At 71.5% G+C, this 16943-nt stretch carries 14 protein-coding genes; 4 read left to right on the top strand and 10 right to left on the bottom strand.

The genetic code is table 11. The features are described 5' to 3' along the window. Window positions 1-41 precede the first annotated feature (41 nt). On the top strand, window positions 42-1046 hold the full coding sequence (locus tag AACH11_RS22640; RefSeq protein ID WP_341376556.1) for a tellurite resistance TerB family protein: 1005 nt from the start codon (window positions 42-44) through the stop codon (window positions 1044-1046). A gap of 152 nt (window positions 1047-1198) precedes the next feature. Continuing rightward, window positions 1199-2785: a M81 family metallopeptidase gene (locus tag AACH11_RS22635; RefSeq protein ID WP_341376555.1), complete on the top strand. Its 1587-nt coding sequence runs from the start codon at window positions 1199-1201 to the stop codon at window positions 2783-2785. A 24-nt stretch (window positions 2786-2809) separates the two neighbouring features. Here AACH11_RS22635 and AACH11_RS22630 read toward each other — a convergent pair whose 3' ends face one another. Genes AACH11_RS22630 through AACH11_RS22595 form a run of 8 tightly spaced genes read right to left on the bottom strand, consistent with a single transcriptional unit; the run spans window position 2810 to window position 12156 of the window. After that, the gene (locus AACH11_RS22630; RefSeq protein WP_341376554.1) at window positions 2810-3148 is read right to left on the bottom strand and encodes an AzlD domain-containing protein; all 339 of its coding nucleotides are present in this window, start codon (window positions 3146-3148) and stop codon (window positions 2810-2812) included. After that, window positions 3145-3882 (bottom strand): AzlC family ABC transporter permease, encoded by a 738-nt coding sequence (locus AACH11_RS22625; RefSeq protein ID WP_341376553.1) that lies wholly within the window; start codon window positions 3880-3882, stop codon window positions 3145-3147. Before AACH11_RS22625 ends, AACH11_RS22630 begins: the two co-directional genes overlap by 4 nt. Window positions 3883-3899: 17 nt before the next feature. Then, complete coding sequence (locus AACH11_RS22620) at window positions 3900-5330, bottom strand: amidase (protein ID WP_341376552.1); 1431 nt, start codon at window positions 5328-5330, stop codon at window positions 3900-3902. Between the two features lie 41 nt (window positions 5331-5371). After that, window positions 5372-6874, bottom strand: a complete 1503-nt coding sequence (locus AACH11_RS22615) for a M81 family metallopeptidase (RefSeq protein WP_341376551.1) — start codon at window positions 6872-6874, stop codon at window positions 5372-5374. A gap of 45 nt (window positions 6875-6919) precedes the next feature. After that, window positions 6920-8635 carry a dipeptide ABC transporter ATP-binding protein gene (locus AACH11_RS22610; protein ID WP_341376550.1) on the bottom strand — a complete coding sequence of 572 codons (1716 nt, stop codon included), beginning with the start codon at window positions 8633-8635 and terminating at the stop codon, window positions 6920-6922. Between the two features lie 37 nt (window positions 8636-8672). Continuing rightward, on the bottom strand, window positions 8673-9548 hold the full coding sequence (locus AACH11_RS22605; RefSeq protein ID WP_341376549.1) for an ABC transporter permease: 876 nt from the start codon (window positions 9546-9548) through the stop codon (window positions 8673-8675). A 34-nt stretch (window positions 9549-9582) separates the two neighbouring features. Continuing rightward, complete coding sequence (locus AACH11_RS22600; RefSeq protein ID WP_341376548.1) at window positions 9583-10524, bottom strand: ABC transporter permease; 942 nt, start codon at window positions 10522-10524, stop codon at window positions 9583-9585. Window positions 10525-10539: 15 nt separating this feature from the next. Next, the gene (locus AACH11_RS22595; RefSeq protein WP_341376547.1) at window positions 10540-12156 is read right to left on the bottom strand and encodes an ABC transporter substrate-binding protein; all 1617 of its coding nucleotides are present in this window, start codon (window positions 12154-12156) and stop codon (window positions 10540-10542) included. Between the two features lie 160 nt (window positions 12157-12316). Between AACH11_RS22595 and AACH11_RS22590 the strand changes: the two genes are divergently transcribed. Both AACH11_RS22590 and AACH11_RS22585 read left to right on the top strand, forming a co-directional pair. Further along, a complete protein-coding gene (locus AACH11_RS22590; protein WP_341376546.1) occupies window positions 12317-13771 on the top strand; it encodes an aminotransferase-like domain-containing protein in 1455 nt (484 codons plus the stop codon). 206 nt (window positions 13772-13977) lie between these two features. Next, window positions 13978-14745 carry a hypothetical protein gene (locus tag AACH11_RS22585; protein WP_341376545.1) on the top strand — a complete coding sequence of 256 codons (768 nt, stop codon included), beginning with the start codon at window positions 13978-13980 and terminating at the stop codon, window positions 14743-14745. 47 nt (window positions 14746-14792) lie between these two features. Here AACH11_RS22585 and AACH11_RS22580 read toward each other — a convergent pair whose 3' ends face one another. Both AACH11_RS22580 and AACH11_RS22575 read right to left on the bottom strand, forming a co-directional pair. Further along, window positions 14793-15707: a sugar phosphate isomerase/epimerase family protein gene (locus AACH11_RS22580; protein WP_341376544.1), complete on the bottom strand. Its 915-nt coding sequence runs from the start codon at window positions 15705-15707 to the stop codon at window positions 14793-14795. 113 nt (window positions 15708-15820) lie between these two features. After that, on the bottom strand, window positions 15821-16837 hold the full coding sequence (locus tag AACH11_RS22575; RefSeq protein ID WP_341376543.1) for a Gfo/Idh/MocA family protein: 1017 nt from the start codon (window positions 16835-16837) through the stop codon (window positions 15821-15823). Between the last annotated feature and the right edge of the window lie 106 nt (window positions 16838-16943).

Here is a 16943-nt window from a genome sequence, read left to right as displayed (position 1 = left end):
GCATCCGGCGCCCGCCCTGCCCCACCGTCACGCCCGATCCGATGAGTGCCCCGTCCATGCTCGAGAACCTGCTGCGCCAGGGCCTGTCCCTGCTGGACACATCCGGCCCTTTGCAGCAGACCCCGCGCCGCCCCGAGGCGGCCGACCGCGCCCGTCACCGGCCGGGCGCGGAGCCCGCACCTCGGCAAACTCACGACCGGCGCAGCATGGACTGGACCCGCTTCGGCGCCGGGGCGGCCACCGGCTCGGCCGCCACCGGCGCCCTCGGCCTGCTGCTGGGCCGCAAGCAGGTGCAGCGCCACGCCGGCAAGGTGCTGAAGTACGGCGGCATCGCCGCCATCGGCCTGATGGCCTGGCAGGCCTGGAGCCGCTGGCAGGCGGATGCGGCCGCCCGCACGCCGGCGTCGCCCGCATCGCCCCCACTGGCCGGACCACTGGCCGGACCACTGGCGGGACCACTTGCGGCACCACCGGCGGCAGCCACCCAACCATCGGGCATGCCGCCCCACCCCGCGGGCACGGGCCACGCCGCGGACCACCACACGGCCCAGGCCGCGTCCAGCCCCCCGCCCGGGCGTGGCCTGCCCTGGCCGACCACGCCACACGCCCACCACGCCCCGCTCACACCGGCGGCCACGGCCACCGTGCCCGAGGCCTTCGACGCAGCCCACGACGAGACCCGCAGCCGCGCGTTGCTGCAGGCCATGATCGCCGCGGCCAAGGCCGACGGCCATCTGGATGCCCGCGAGCGCGAGCTGCTGGACGCCGAACTGATGCGTCTGGCCGGCGACCACGCGCTGCGCGACTGGATGCGCCAGGAGCTCGACCGCCCGCTCGATCCGGCGGCCGTGGCCCGCGCAGCCGGCGGCGATCCGGCACTGGCCGCCCAGATGTACCTGGCCAGCCTGCTGGTGGCCGACGAGCAGAACTTCATGGAGCGCGCCTGGCTGGACGAACTCGCCCGTCAGCTGGGGCTGGCGCCGGCGCTGCAGCGCAGCCTGGAGGCGCAGGCGGGGGAGGCCGCGGCACGAGAGGCGATCGACTGAAGGCGACGGTCTGAGGCCGGACACCCGGCGCGGTGCCGCGCGCAACGGCCACCGGCCGTCGGTCGGCACCGTGTGAAGGCTGCGCGATCAACCGGCCTGCCGTCGGGCACGCCTCCTGCAAGGCTCGCCCATCTGCTCAGCACACCCGCACCATGTCCACGTCCGTCCTGATCGCCGGTTTCCAGCACGAGACCAACACCTTCGCCCCGACGCTGGCCGACTGGTCCGCCTTCACCTGCGGCGCATGCTTTCCGCCGCTGCGCCGCGGCGCCGAGGTGCTGGCGGCCAACCGCGACAGCCAGCTGCCGGTCAGCGGCTTCATCGCCCGAGCCACGGCGCTGGGCTGGCAACTGAGCGCCTCGGTCTGGGCGGGTGCCAACCCTTCGGCCCAGGTCACCGAGGAGGCTTTCGAGCGCATCAGCGCGATGCTGCTCGACGACATCGATGCCGGGCTGGCCACCGGCAGGCTGGACGCCGTCTATCTGGACCTGCACGGCGCGGCGGTCTGCACCCACGTCGACGACCCGGAAGGCGAGCTGTTGCGCCGCGTCCGCACGCGCATCGGACCGGATCGCCCACTGGTGGCGAGCCTGGACCTGCACGCCAATGTCAGTGACCTGATGCTGGCGGCGGCCGATGCGCTGATCGCCTACCGTGCCTATCCGCACGTGGACATGGCCGAGGCCGGTGGCCGCGCCGCCGATGCATTGGCCCGGCGTCTGACGGCTGGCCAGCGCGAACCCATGAGCAGCCGACGGGTGCCCTTCCTGATCCCGCTGTCGACCCAGTGCACGCTGTTCGAGCCGGCCCGCGGCGTGTACGCCGAGCTGGCGCGCCTGGAAGCGCAACACGGCGTGCTGCTGAATTTCGCCACGGGCTTTCCGGCCGCCGACGTCGCCTGCTGTGGGCCGCGGGTGTGGGCGCACGGCGCGGACGCCCAGGCCGCTGTCGACGCGCTGAGCACGCGCATCGCCGGTGAACGCGCGCGCTGGCGCGCCGCCCTGCCCGATGCCGACGCCGCTATCGCTCAGGCGCTGGCCCTGCTGATGACGGCCGCGCCGGACGCCCCCGATGCAGTCGCCATCGACAGGCCGTCCACCGCCGACGACGGCCGAACCGATGACGGCCGGCCGGACGGACCGGTGGTGATCGCAGACACCCAGGACAACCCCGGCGCCGGCGGCGACAGCAACACCACCGGCCTGCTGCATGCGTTGCTGCGCGCGGGTGCCGGACAGCAACACCCGGACCGCGTCGCCCTCGGCCTGCTGTGTGATCCACAGGCCGCCGCCGCGGCCCATGCGGCAGGTCCCGGGGCCGTGCTGGACATCGCCATCGGCCAGTCCATCCGCGACTGGGCCGGACGCGACAGCGAGCCCCCGGTGCCCGGCCCCTGGACCGTACGCGCGGTGCATGCCGGAGACATCGTGCTCAAGGGTCCGATGTCGATGGGCGGCGAGGCCCGGCTCGGCCTCTGCGCACGGCTCGAACGCGAGGGCATCCAGGTGGTGGTGAGCACCGGCAAGACCCAGATGCTGGACCGCGAGCTCTACCGCGCGCTCGGCATCGTGCCGGAGACGATGGCCCTGCTGGTCAACAAGAGCTCGGTGCACTTCCGCGCCGACTTCGCGCCGATCGCCCGCGCCATCCTGGTGGCCAAGGCCACGGGCCCGATGCCCGCCGACCCGGGCGACCTGCCCTGGACGCGGCTGGATCCGGCCATCGCCACCCGGCCCTGACGCCGGACCTGCGGCGTACGCCGGTCAGCGCAGCGCGGCCGACAGCAGCAGCACCGCCGTGCCCGCCAGCGTCGGACTGATCACGTCACGCCGCCAGGCATAGGCGAGCAATGCGGCCGCCACCGACCAGAAGCGCGGATCGGCCCAGGCCGCGAGGCCGGCGGCCGGCTGCAGTTCGGGCGCGATCAGCGCCGCCAGCGCGGCCAGCGGCGCATAGGACAGGCCGCGCCAGAGCCAGCCGGGCAGGCGCGGCGTGCGGCGCGGCAGCAGGAAGACGGCGCGCGTGAAGACGGTGACCAGCGCGAGCCCGACCACGCCCCAGGCGGCCTGTGCATCACCCCAGGACAGGGCGGCCGCACTCATGGCGCGCGGTGCCGCACGCGCCCGACGGCCGCGCCGACCAGCATCGCCGCGGCGATGGCCGCCACCATCGGCGCGCCCAGCGGCCAGGCGGTACCGGCCAGGGCCACCAGGGCCGCGGCGGCCGCGGCACAGCCGGCCGCGGGGCGGTCGAGCATCGGCAGCGCCAGCCCCAGCAAGGCCAGCACGCCGATGAAGCGCAGCGTCTGCGGATCGCCCAGCCTCCCGGCCAGCGCCATGCCCAGCAGCGAGCTGAGCTGCCAGACCAGCCAGTTGCTGCCGGCCGCGCCCCAGAAGTAACGATGCATCTGTTGCTGCCGGGCCGGCGTCAGGCGCTCGTCGGGCCCGAGCGGGAAGCGCCGATGCACGCAGGCGTAGATCGGGTCCCCGGCGACGTAGGCGGCGAGCAGCCGCCGGCCCCAGGGCAGGTCACCCAGGTAGCGTCGCCACTGCACGCTGAAGACGATGAAGCGCACGTTGAGCAGCACGGCGATCAGCAGCACCGACGGCCAGGGCACGCCGGCCACCAGCAACGGTGCGCCCACCAGCTGGCTGGCGCTCGAGAACACCGTCAGCGACATCAACAGCACCAGCGGCAGCGGCAGGCCGCTGTGCACCATGGCCGCGCCCACCGTCAGTCCCATGGCCAGCGTACCGAGCGCGGGGCCGGCGATGTCCCGGGCACCCGTCCGCCAGGCCGCATCGGTAGGCCCGGCATCGGTGGCGGCCGGCGGCATGGGCGCTGGGCGAGCGCTCACGCCCGGCCCGACGCGATGGCTTCCGGCCAGGGCCGGGCCGGGCCGCGCAGATCGGCCTCCCACAGCCGGGCCAGGCGCAGCACGCCCAGATCATCGAAGCGCCGGCCGGCGATCTGCAGGCCGATCGGTACCCCGGCCTCGTCGAAGCCGCAGGGCACCGAGATCGCCGGCTGTTCGCTCATGTTGAAGGGCAGCGTGAAGCCGATGTGGTCCATCGCCTGGGCCACGTCGTTGCTGGGGTAGGCCCATTCGGCCGGGAAGGCGGTGTTGGGCGAGATGGGCGAGAGCACGAAGTCGAAGGCCTGCGTGGCGGCGGCGGTGATCATGCGCATGCGGTGGGTCTGCGCATAGCCGTGGTAGGCCGCCTCGCCGCTGATGCCCAGACCGCTCTCGGCCCACTGGCGCACGATGGGCAGCAGCTTGTCGCGGCGCTCGGGCGGCAGCGCGGCCACGTCCATGCCCGAGCGCAGGCGCCAGAAGCGGTCCACGCCGTGCAGCATCTCGTTGTCCATCCAGGGCTGCATCGGCTCGACGATGGCGCCGGCGTCGGCGAAGCGCTGCGCCGCCGCGGCCACCGCTTCGCGCACCACCGGCTGCACGGCCAGGCCGCAGCCGGCGTCCAGCAGCAGGCCGATGCGCAGGCCCTTGACGCCACGCTTCAGGTAGTGGTCCAGCGACAGCCAGTCGATGTCGGCCGGCGGCAGGCTCATCGCGTCGCGGGCGTCGGGCTGGGACAGCACCGCCATCATCAGCGCGCTGTCGGTGACGGTGCGGGTCATCGGGCCGGCGCAACGGCCCATGAAGGGCGGATCGATCGGGATGCGGCCCAGGCTGGGCTTGTGGCCCACCACGCCGCACCAGGCCGCCGGCAGGCGCACCGAGCCGCCGATGTCGGTGCCCACGTGCAACGGACCGTAGCCGGCCGCAGCCGCCGCACCGGCGCCGGCGCTGGAGCCGCCCGGGTTCATCGCCAGGTTCCAGGGGTTGCGGGTCAGCGCATGGAAGCTCGACAGGCCGGAGGACAGCATGCCGTACTCGGGCATCGTGGTCTTGCCCAGGAAGACGGCGCCGGCCTCGCGCATGCGGGCCGCCGGCGGCGCGTCGGCCGCGGCCGGCGTCAGCACGGTGGCGGCCGTGCCCAGTGGCACCGGCACGCCGCGGGTGGCGATGTTCTCCTTGATCGTGCAGGGCACGCCGTCCAGCGTCACGCCGCCCACCTGCTGCGGCGTGCCGGTGCGCCAGCGGGCCTCGCTGGCGCGGGCCATCGCCAGCGCACCCTCGGGGTCCAGCGCCCAGGTGGCGTGCAGCTGCGGCTCGCAGCGGACGATGTGGTCGAGCACGGCCTGCGTCACCTCGACGGGCGACAGGCGGGCGGTGCGGAAGCCGTCGACCATGTCGGCGGCGCTGAGCTGGTGCAAGGCGGTCATGGGGATCCTGGTGGAAGGGTGCGGCACGCAAGGCCGGGCGCTCAGAGCGCGTCCAGCGGATGGATGGGGCGGCGCACGCGCTGGAAGCGCAGCTGGCCGTAATCGGAGGTGGTCACGCCCAGGCCGTCGCACTCGACGACCGCGCGGGCCAACGCGCCGAAGCCGGCGCGCCAGTGCACCCGGCTCTTGAGCACGATGGCCCGCTGCTGCAGCGGGTCGATGCCGACCGACGACAGGCAGTTCAGATCGAAAGGTTCCTGGTGCACCGAGATGACGACGATGTCGAGCGTGCCGGTGTCGATGACCACGCTGGGGCCGAAGTCGCCCGGCACGTCGCGGTACATCGGGCCGCGGTGGCGGAAGCGGCCGTCGAAGGCCAGCTTGACGCGGCCGGTGACGGTCAGCGGCGCGCCCTGCTCGGCCAGTGCCGGCATCGCGGTCTTGCCGCCCAGGCTCAGCGTGACCTCGGCGCCCACGCCGGCGGCCAGCGCCTGCTGCACGGCCTGAGGGTCCCAGATGGCCCAGAACACCGCCTTCGGCAGGCCCTGACGCAGCACCTCGGCCAGCACGGTGGTGGTGTCCATGCTGCCGCCCGAGGCACAGTTGTCGCAGTGGTCCAGCAGCACCACCGGCCCGGGCTCGCCGTCCTCGGCCAAGGCCTTGGCGCGGGCCACCGCCTGGGCCAGCGGCTCGGGCCGGAAGACGAAATCGGCCCTATGTTCCCAGGCCTGGCCCAACAGCTGATCGCGCAGGGCCGTGGCCTGCCGTGCGCCCGGGTCGGCGGTGGCATCGGTGCACACCACGGCGCTCAGCCCGGCCTCGCGGATGTCGGCATGTGGAAAGCCGACGAAGACCGAAGCGGCCAGCACCTCGCCGGCCGCCTCGGCAGCGATGCAGCGCGCCTGCAGTCCGCGGTTGGGTTCCTGGTGCGTGCCCTGGCGCATCACGTGCGGCAGCATCGGACGGTTGGCCCAGACCATCCGCGGCCGGATCTCGCAGCGGATCGTGCGGATCAGCAGCTCGGCCGCGCGCCGGCCCGCGGCATTCATGTCGACGTGCGGATAGGTGTGATAACCGGTGACCACCGTCGCCTGAGAGACGATAGCGTCGTACACGTTGGCGTGCATGTCCAGCGTCACGCCCACCGGCAGATCCGGCGCGATGGCACGCAGGCGCGTCAGCAGCAGGCCTTCGGCGTCCTCGGTCTCGGTCGTCACCATCGCACCGTGCAGATCGAGCAGCACGCCGTCCCAGCCACCATCGGCCACGCGGGCCAGGATCTGACCGGCGATGCGGTCGTAGGTGGCCGCGTCGGTCGGCCCGCTGGGCTGGGCCTCGGCCGTCACGCCGACCACGACCTCGGCGCCCTCGGCCTCGCAGACGTCGATGAAGCCACCGATGGCCAGACCGGTGCCGCGGTAGGTGGCCAGGCGCTGCGCATCGGTGCTCTCGGCCGGCTGGCCACGCATGAAGCGTGCATACGGCGTAGGCACTGGCGAGAAGGTGTTGGTCTCGTGCTTGAACATCGCCAGCAGCAGGCGCATCGGAGCTCCTCGGAAGGACGGTTGGGGGTGGAGCGGCTGGCCGGCTCAGGCCGCAGCGGCCAGCACGGCGACGGGCGCATCCAGCGGCGCGGCGGCGGGCATGCCCGAACCGGGCGCAGCCGCGAGCCCCTGGGGAGCGGCCGCCAGAAGCCGCCGCGTGTAGTCATGGGTCGGTGCCGCGAAGACCTCGGCCGTCGGGCCAGCCTCGACGATGCGGCCCTGGCTCATCACCACGACCCGATCGCACAGCTGGGCCGCGACCCTCAGGTCATGCGTGATGAACAGGATGCCGAGCCCCAGATCCGCCTGGATCTCGCGCAGCAGGTCCAGGATCTGCGCCTGCACCGAGACATCGAGCGCCGACACCGCCTCATCGGCCACCAGCACGCGCGGCTGGCAGGCCACCGCACGGGCGATCGCCAGCCGCTGACGCTGGCCGCCGGAGAACTGGTGCGGGTAGCGCTGCAGGGCCTGGCGCGGCAGCTGGATGCGGTCCATCAGCTCCTCGGCGGTGCGCCACGCTTGACGCGCATCCATGCCGAAGTTCATCGCGCCCTCGACCAGCGAGTCGCCGACGGTGCGGCGTGGATTGAGCGAGCGGTTCGGATCCTGGAACACCACCTGCACGCGCGAACGCAGCGGCCGCAGCCGGCGTTCGTTCAGCGCGTGCACCGGGGTGTCGGCCCAGTGGATCTCACCGGCGCTCGGGTCGATCAGGCGGATCAGGCAGCGCGCCAGCGTGGACTTTCCTGAGCCCGATTCGCCGACCACGCCCACCGTCTCGCCGGGGCCCACCTGGAGATCAGCGCCGTGCAGCGCGGTGTTCGGCCGGGCGCGGCCCAGCCAGTCACGGCGCACATAGGTCTTGGCCACCTGGCGGCCCTGCAGCAGCGGCGGGCCCTTGAGCAGGGTGCGCGGCGGCGGCGGCACCATGCCGGGCACGGCGGCCAGCAGCTCACGCGTGTAGGCCTCGCGCGGCTGCTGCAGCACCTGGACGGCCGGGCCGCGTTCGACCTGGCGGCCGCGGTGCATCACCAGCACCTCGTCGGCGATCTCGGCCACCACGCCCATGTCGTGGGTGATGAACAGCACCGCCGTGCCGTGCTGCGCCTGAAGATCGTCGATCAGTCGCAGGATCTCGGCCTGGGTGGTGACGTCCAGCGCGGTGGTCGGCTCGTCGCAGATCAGCAGACGCGGCTTGAGCAGCATGGCCATGGCAATGACGATGCGCTGGCGCTGACCGCCCGACAGCTGATGGGGATGGCTGGCCCAGATGCGTGGCGGATCGGGCAGACGCACCTGTTGCAACAACGCCATCACCCGGGCCTTGCGCTCGGCCGCGCCCCAGCGGGTGTGGGTGCGCAGCAGCTCATCGAGCTGCTCGCCACAGCTCAGTACCGGGTTGAGCGCCGTCATCGGTTCCTGGAACACCATGCCCATCACCTGGCCGCGCAGCGCCCGCCAACGCGACTCCGACACACTTCGGGCGCCGTCCACCAGCGTCTCACCCGCCAGCACCACCCGGCCCTGGCTGACCTGCAGGCCCTTGGCCAGCAGGCCCATCACGGTGGTGGCCAGCACCGACTTTCCGGAACCGGACTCCCCCACCACGCACAGCGTGCGGCCCGCGTCGATGCGCAGGTCCAGACGTTCAATGGCGTGCGGGCGGTCGGCATCGGGTGGCAGCGCCACCTGCAGGCCCTCGATCAGCAGCACCGGGGCATCAGGCAGCGGGGCATCAGGCATCGGGGTGTCGGTCATGGCGTCCACGGTCGCGGGGTCGGAACTTCGGAGCACTTCAGAAGCGCTTGGCGAACTTGGGGTCGAGCACGTCACGCAGCCCGTCGCCCAGCAGATTGACGGCCAGCACCGTCGGCACCAGGAACAGCGCCGGGAACAGCACGTTGCCCGGCGCCTGGGAGAACTGCACCCGCCCTTCGGCCATGATGTTTCCCCAGGTCGGCACCTCGGCCGGCAGACCCAGGCCGAGAAAGCTCAGGATGGCCTCGGTCATCACCGCCGAGGCCGCGATGAAGGTGCCCTGCACGATCAGCGGCGCCAGGGCATTGGGCAGGATGTGGCGCCAGAGGATCACGCCGTCGGGCGTGGCCAGCGCGCGCGCGGCCTCGACGAAGGGCTCCTCACGCAGGCTCATCACCAGGGCGCGCACCAGACGGGTCACGCGCGGCACCTCGGGCAGCGCGATGGCCAGGATCACCGTCGGCAGGCTGGCACCCAGCACCGCCACCAGGGTGATGGCCAGCAGCACGGCGGGGATGGCCATCAGGCCGTCGAGCACGCGCATCAGTACCGCATCCAGTGACCGGAAGAAGCCCGCCAGCAGGCCGAGCAGGCAACCGCCGGCCACCGCCACCGCAGCGGTGAACAGGCCGACCAGCAGCGACACCCGGGTGCCGTAGACCACCCGGCTCCAGATGTCGCGACCGACGTTGTCGCTGCCCATCCAGAAGGTGTGGGCCACGCTGCGCCCGTCGGGCAGCGCGACCTGCGCGGCTGTGCCAGCGGGCACCGAGATGTGGTCGTAGTCCATCGCGGTGGGCTCGATGGTGCCCATCCAGGGGGCCATCAGGGCCACCAGCAGCAGGACCAGCAGCACGCCGCCCCCCATGCGCACCGCGCCATTGCACGCCAGGGATCGCCAGGGGATCTGCATGTTCAGCCTCGCTCGGGTTCGGTGGGCCAGGGCCTCAGTGGCGGATCCGTGGATCCAGGAACAGGTAGCTCACGTCCACCAGCAGATTGATCACCACATACATCAGGGCGAAGAACAGCACCACGCCCTGCAGCACCGGAAAGTCGCGGTTGAGCACCGCGTCCACCGTCAACTGGCCCAGGCCGGGAATGGCGTACACCGTCTCGGTCACCACCACGCCGCCCAGCAGCAGCGCCGCACTGACACCGATGATGGTCACCACCGGCACCGCCGCGTTGCGCAGCGCGTGGTGGCTCAGCACCTGGCGCTCGGCCAGTCCCTTGGCGCGGGCGGTGCGGATGTAGTCCTCGGTCAGCGCCTCGCTGACCGAGGCCCGGGTCACCCGCGCCAGCAGCGCCACGTAGGTGATGGCCAGGGTCAGGCAGGGCAGTACCAGATGCCACAGCCACAGGCCCGGGCCCTCGGCCAGCCGGCGGTAGCCCTGCACCGGGAACCACTGCAGCTCCAGCGCCAGCGCCCAGATCAGCAGGTAGCCGACCACGAACACCGGCACGGAGAAGCCAGCCACCGAGAAGCTCATCACCGCCCGGTCCAGCCAGCCGCCCATGCGCCAGGCCGCCAGCGTGCCCAGCGGCAGCGCCACCAGCACCGCGAGCAGCAACGTGCCACCGGCCAGCGAGAGCGTGGGCTCCATGCGCTGGGCGATCAGCTCGACCACCGGCTTGTTGAGGAAGTAGGAGTGGCCCAGATCACCGTGCAGCAGCCCCTGGCACCAGACCCAGAACTGCACCGGCAGCGGCTCGGCCAGGCCCAGCTGGATGCGGATGCGCGCCAGGTCTTCGCTGGTGGCGCTGTTGCCGCCGATCACCGCGGCTGGATCACCCGGGGTCAGACGCACGATCATGAAGACCGCGACCGCCACGACCACCAGCACCGGCAAGGTCGCCAGCAAGCGCCGCGCGATGAAGCTCAGCATGGTCAGGCCCCTGCCTTACGGCTTGCGGATGTTCCAGTAGACCTGGGCACCGGCCGGCACCAGGCCGGTGATGCCCTGGCGCACGGCCGCCGGCTGGTTGTACTGGCCGACCGGCACATGGCTGACCGTCTCGAAGGCGCGCAGCTGGGCCTGCTCGGCCAGCTGTTTCTTCTCGGCATCGCTGCCGGCCTTGGAGAAGCGCAGCTTGATGTCCTGCAGCGTGGGATCGTCCTGCCAACCGAACCAGCCCTTGTCGCCGGACGCGTTCATCATCGCCATGGTCAGCGGATTGAGGATGTCGGACGCTGTCCACGAAGTCATGAAGACGTTCCAGCCGCCGGCCGAAGGCAGGTCCTTCTTGGCGCGGCGCGCCACCAGCGTCTGCCAGTCCATGGTCTGCAGATCGACCTTGAAGCCGGCCGCTTCGAGTTGCTGCTTGGCCACCAGCGGCAGCTTGGTGATGGCCGACAGATCGGTCGGGCGCATCAGCACCACCGGCTCGCCCTTGTAGCCGGCCTCGGCCAGCAGCGCCTTGGCCTTGGCCGGATCGGCAGTGCCGGTGTAGGCACCGGTGCTGGACGATTCGAAGGGCGTGCCGCAGGGGAACATGCTCTTGCAGAAGCGCATCAGTCCGGGCGCACCCACCTGGGCCTTCAGGAAGGCCTCCTGGCCCAGCGCGAGCATGGCCGCACGGCGGATCTTCTCGTTGTTGAACGGCGGATGCAGATGGTTGAAGCGCAGGATGAACTGGCTGCCCGCGGGCTGCGCGTCGATCAGCTGGATTTCGGGCTTGCTGCGCAGCGTCGCGTACTGCTCGAAGGCCGGCTGCTCCAGGATGTCGGCCTCGCCATTGAGCAGCGCGTTCAGCTGGGTCTGGGCGTCGCGGATGATCAACCACTCGACGCGGTCGACATGCACCTGCTTGCCGCCAGTGGTGCCCGAGGGCGGCTCGGCGCGGGGCTTGTAGGCCGTGTTCTTGACGAACACCAGCTTGTCGCCGGGCCGGAACTCGTCGGCCTTGAACATGTACGGCCCGGAGCCCACCGTCTCCTTGATCTGCGTGTCACCCGGGGTGTCGGCCACGCGCTTGGGCATGATGAAGGGCACGTTGGCCGAGGGTTTGCCCAAGGCTTCCAGCACCAGGCCGAACGGCTCGTTGAACTTCAGCACGAAGGTCTTCGCGTCCGGCGTCTCGTAACCCGCGAGGCCCTTGGCCAGCTGGCCGCCGAAGGTGTCACGGCTGGCCCAGCGTTTGAGCGAGGCCACCACGTCCTCGCTGGTCACCGGCTTGCCGTCGTGGAAGGCCAGGCCCTCGCGCAGGGTGAAGGTCCAGGTCTTTCCATCCTTGGAGACGCTCCACCTGTCGACCATCTGTGGCTTGATCGCGCCCTTGGCATCGGTGCCGAACAGGGTGTCGTAGATCATGTAGCCGAAGTTGCGCGAGATGTACGCGGTGGTCCAGATCGGATCGAGCACCGTCACGTTCGAGTGCGGGATGATCTTGAGCGTCGTCGGTGCGGCAACGGCCGCGAGCGGCCCGGCAGCCAGGCCGAGTGCCAGCACGACACCGGCCCACTGGCGACGCGTCGGGTGCGGCAGGAGATTCTGGAGAGTCAGGGTCGACGGGGTCATGCACGGTTCCTGTTCGAGACAGCCATGGCAGTCGATGGCCATGAGCGATTGACGCATCAAGACCGTCGATCGCATATATACAGTTGGGCACTTCACTGCCATAACAGCCCCCGGGCAAACACGCACCGGACTGGGCTTCCTGCACCCGATTGGGGAACCCATGCGAGCCCTGCCCCTGGACCCGGACGCCGAAACACCGCTGGTGCGCCAGATCGTCGAGGCGTTGACGCGACGCATCGAGCACGGCGAGCTGACGCCTGGACAACGGCTGCTGTCGGTGCGTGAACTGGCCCGCTCCAGCGGCGTCAGCACGATGACGGTGATCAACGCCTACCAGCGATTGCTGGCGGAAGGGCTGGTCACCTCGCGCCGGGCCAGCGGCTACTTCGTCGCCGAACGCCGGCCAGCCCAGACGCCCCGCCGCAGCCCCTTCGTCGGCCAGACCACGGTCGACGAGCAGTGGATGCTGCGCCGCATCTACGAGGACGGCCCGGAGCTGGTGCGCGCAGGCAGCGCGGCCTTGCCCGCGGACTGGCTGGACGAGACCGGTGTGCGACAGGCGATGGCGGCCCTGTCGCGCAAGCGCAACGCCAGCCCGGCGCACTATGGCTCGCCCAACGGCTACCTGCCGTTGCGCCAGCAGATCGCCGCCCTGTTGGCCCAGCGCCAGATCCTGGCGGCACCGCACCAGATCGTGCTGACCCATGGCGCCTCGCAGGCGCTGGAGCTGATCACTCGGGTACTGCTGCGCCCGCAGGAGGCCGTGCTGGTCGATGACCCGGGCTCGACCAATCTGTTCGCGATGCTGCGCGCCAACGGCCACCGCCTGGTCGGCGTGCCCCGCAGGGCAGACGGTCCGGACCTGAGCAGCCTGCGTACGCTGGCCCTGCGCCACCAGGCGCGGGTCATGGTGCTGATGACGCATCTGCACAACCCGACGGGCAGCTGCTGTACGCCGGAGGTCAAGCGCGAGATCCTGAAGCTGGCACGAGAGCTGGACCTGCGGATCGTCGAACTCGACGCGATGGGCGGACTGGAACCGCCCGGATTGGACACGCTGGCCGGCCTGGACGGCCTGCAACGCGTGATCCATGTCGGCACCTTCTCCAAGACCCTGTCGCCCAGCCTGAGGGTCGGCCACGTCTGCGCTGACGAGGACACGGTGGAGCGCTTGCTGCTGCAGAAGATGCGCTCGACGCTGACCAGCAGCGAGCTGGTCGAGCGCCTGCTGCACACCCTGCTGGCCGAGGGCCGTCATCTGGCCCATGTCCGCCGCCTGTCGGACCGCCTGCGCGAGACGGGTGTCCGCGTCGGCCAAGCCCTGGCCAGCCGTGGCCTCCAGATCTTCCTGCAGCCCGCGGGCGGCCCCTTCATCTGGGCCCGCCTTCCGGGCGATGACGTCGACATGCGCCAGGTCGCGCAGCGGGCGATCGAAGCCGGCATCATGCTGGCACCCGGCGAGCTCTTCCACGCTCAGCCACAGCGCTCACCCTGGACGCGGCTGAACGTCGCCTATGCCGACGATGCCCGGGTCATGGACTGGCTGGCCGACGAGGCACAGCGCGGCAGCCCGCCGCGCCGCAGGAACGCGCCGCGCGATCCGCTGACCGCATGACCGCATGACTGCTGGCCGCCCGGACCGAGGTCCGGACAGAAAGGTCCGCGAACGTCCATGACCTTTCATCTGAAGCGTTATGCTCCCCCCATGCGCCCGACGAGCCCGCCCGCCCCGGCGAACCGCACCAGGTCCCCTCCCCTGTCCTGGACACGGTGCCGACGGTTCGACGACGACGGCGACAGCGTCAACGGTCCGTCGCCCTGGTGCTGGCGATCAGCCTGGTCTTGCCGGCCTGCGCCAATCTGCAGGGGCTGAAGCTGCTGACGCCGCAGTCCTTCGGCCTGGAGCGCATCGCGCCGCAGGTCTGGATCGAGCGCGAGGCCGATGAGGTGCAGCGTCAGGCGCTCCTGTCGGCGGTGCGGGTGGCCGAGCAGCGCATGCGTGTCGTCTGGGGGCCGCCGGTCTCCGCGCCCCGTGTGCATGCCTGCGTCAGCGAGGGCTGCTACGAAGCCTTCGGCGGCCAGGGCTCGCGGGCCAGGATCCACGGGCACGAGATCCTGCTGTCACCCCGTGGCTTCAATGGCGACTTCCTGGCCCACGAGTGGTCGCATGACGAGATCCGCACCCGGCTGGGCTGGCGTGCCTGGATGGCGCTGCCAACCTGGTTCGATGAGGGGCTGGCGGTGGCCGTCAGCCAGGCCCCCGAACACGATGACGGCCACTGGGACTGGCTGGCACAGCAGCAGGTGCCGCGGCCGACGCGGGCGCAGCTCATGGCGCTGCGCACCCAGGCGCAATGGCTGGAGGGCGTGCGCCGCTGGGGCGAGGCCGACCATGCGGCCCGCCGCGCCCGCGGGGAGCCCGAGATCCGCCCGCTCTACACCGCGGCCGGCCATGAGGTGCGCACCTGGCTCGCCCAGGGCGACCCGCTGGCCCTGCAGCGCCTGCTGCAGCGGCTGGAGGACGGGACGGATTTCAACACCGCCTATCGCCTGACGGACGCGACAGCCTCGTCGGCCACCGGGCGCTGAACCCGCGCTGAATCCGCGCTGAACCCGCGAAGATGGCGCGCCGTGGGTCAGCGCCGGCCGTGGCGCTCGATCAGCGCACCGATCTGCGTGCGCATCGCCCGGCTGGACTCGGCCGCGCGCTCCTCCCAGGCGAACACGCAGGCCGAGACCAGCCCGTCGAAGCCGATCGCGCCCATCGCCGCGAACAGTGCGTCGAAGTCCACCTCACCCTGGCCGATGTCCAGGTGCTGGTGCACCCGCACCTGGCTGGAGCCCGGCGGGTTCACGATGTAGCGCAGCTGGCTGCTCTTGCGGTGGTCGAAGGTGTCGGCCACCCGCACATGGGCCAGCAGATCGCCCGCCTCGCGCACCATCGCCCCGATCTCGCCGCCGTAGAAGAACGCGTGCGGCGCGATGAAGCTGAGCTTGAGCGCCTCGGATCCGATGTTGCGCACGATGTCGCAGGCCGGCTGGTACTGCTCGATCCAGTCCTCCGGATGCGGCTCGACGCTGAGCGTGATCCCCTCACGTTCGAGGATGGGCAGCAGCTCGTCCATCGAGCGGAACCAGGCGGCCTCGCAGGCTTCCCGGGTGTTGAGGTTCGTCGCCAGGCCGTTGCGCTCGGCCACCGTGCGCTCGGGCGAGGCGCCGCGGCCGAACTCGCTGACCATCAACTGGCAGTCCATCTCGACGGCCACCTCGACGGCCTTCTTCCAGCAGCGCACGGCCCACTGGCGCTCGTCCTCGAAGGGGCTGGCCCAGCGGTACATCGGCTGCACCGAGGCCAGGCCGACGCCGGCCGCGCGCATCGCGGCCTTGAAGCCGGCCATGCGCGCGCCGGTGGCGCGCGGCATCACCCACCAGTCGAGGAAGTCGCTGCGCGGCGACAGCTCGATCTGGTCGTAGCCGAGTTCGGCCACGGCCGCCGGCAGCTCGGTCAGCGGCAGGTGCCGGATCATGTAGGGGTCGAGCGCGATCTTCATCGGGGGTCTCCTGTCGGGATGGGGCCGGCAACGCTGGCCGGATGGGGGGGTGGATGGAACAGCGGGCCCACCGGAGGGCGGGCCGCGCCGGGCGTGAGGCAGGGCGTGAGGTCTCAGCGCGGGTCGTAGAGTGCGGGGCGGGCCATCGTCTCCAGCGGCTCGATGGCGCCGGAGCGGCGGGCACGGATGCAGGCCTCGGCGGTGGCGGAGGCCAGATAGCCATCCCAGGCCGTCGGCCCGCTGACCTGGCCCGCCGCGGTGTCGGCCAGCCAGGCCGCCAGCTCGACGTCATAGGCCTCGATGAAGCGGCGCTTCCAGTCCATCAGGATGGCGCCGCCCTGGCGGCCGCCCTCGCGCAGCGTGACGCTCATCGGCTCGGGCAGGCTGGCGGCGCCGGTCTCGCCGACGATCTGGCACTGGATGTCGTAGCCGAAGCGGCAGGCGACGAAGATCTCGGTGTCGATCAGCACGCCGCCCCGGGTCTGCAGCGTGACCATCAGCGGGTCGTGCAGGCCGGCATGGGCATGGCGGGTCTTGCGGCCCTCCCGCACCTGAACATTGGCGTAATCGTCGTCCAGCAGCCAGCGCAGCGTGTCGATCTCGTGGATGAAGGTGTCGGTGATGCCCATGTCGCCGACATAACTGTCCGGTACGGCCGGATTGCGGTGGGCGCAGTGGGCCAGCAGCGGTGCACCGATGGCCCCGCTGGTGACCGTCTGCTTGAGCAGGCGATAGCCGGCATCGAAGCGCCGCATGAAGCCGACCTGCACCAGGCGACGGCCAGCGGCCACCTCGGCCTCGACGATGCGCCGTGCGCCGTCGGCGGTGGTGGCCAGCGGCTTCTCGCAGAACACCGGCTTGCCGGCGTCGATGCAGGCCAGCACCTGGGCCTCGTGGGCCGGCCCCCAACTGGCCACCAGCACGGCATCGACCTCGGGCGAGGCGATCAGGTCTTCCATGCGCTCGTGCACCCGGGCGCGCAGGCCGGCCTGCTCGTTGAAGGCGAGTGCGGTGTCGCGACGCAGGTCCTGCAGGGCGACCACGCGGGCGCCGGGCAGCTGGACGTGCAGTCGACGGGCGTGTTCCTGGCCGATGCCGCCACAGCCGATGATGCCGATACGCAGGGTCATGATGCGATCCTTGAAGGGAAATGAGAGGTTTCGGTGCCGGCCACCATCGGCCGGCGCGACCGTGCCGCGGCGCCGTCCTGGCCTTCGTGCCGGACCGTGCAGCGGA

This window comes from Pseudaquabacterium rugosum (assembly GCF_038066575.1).
Lineage (GTDB): Bacteria > Pseudomonadota > Gammaproteobacteria > Burkholderiales > Burkholderiaceae_C > Pseudaquabacterium > Pseudaquabacterium rugosum.
The sequence above is the reverse complement of the archived record's forward strand: the minus strand, read 5'-3'. Positions and strand labels throughout refer to the sequence as shown.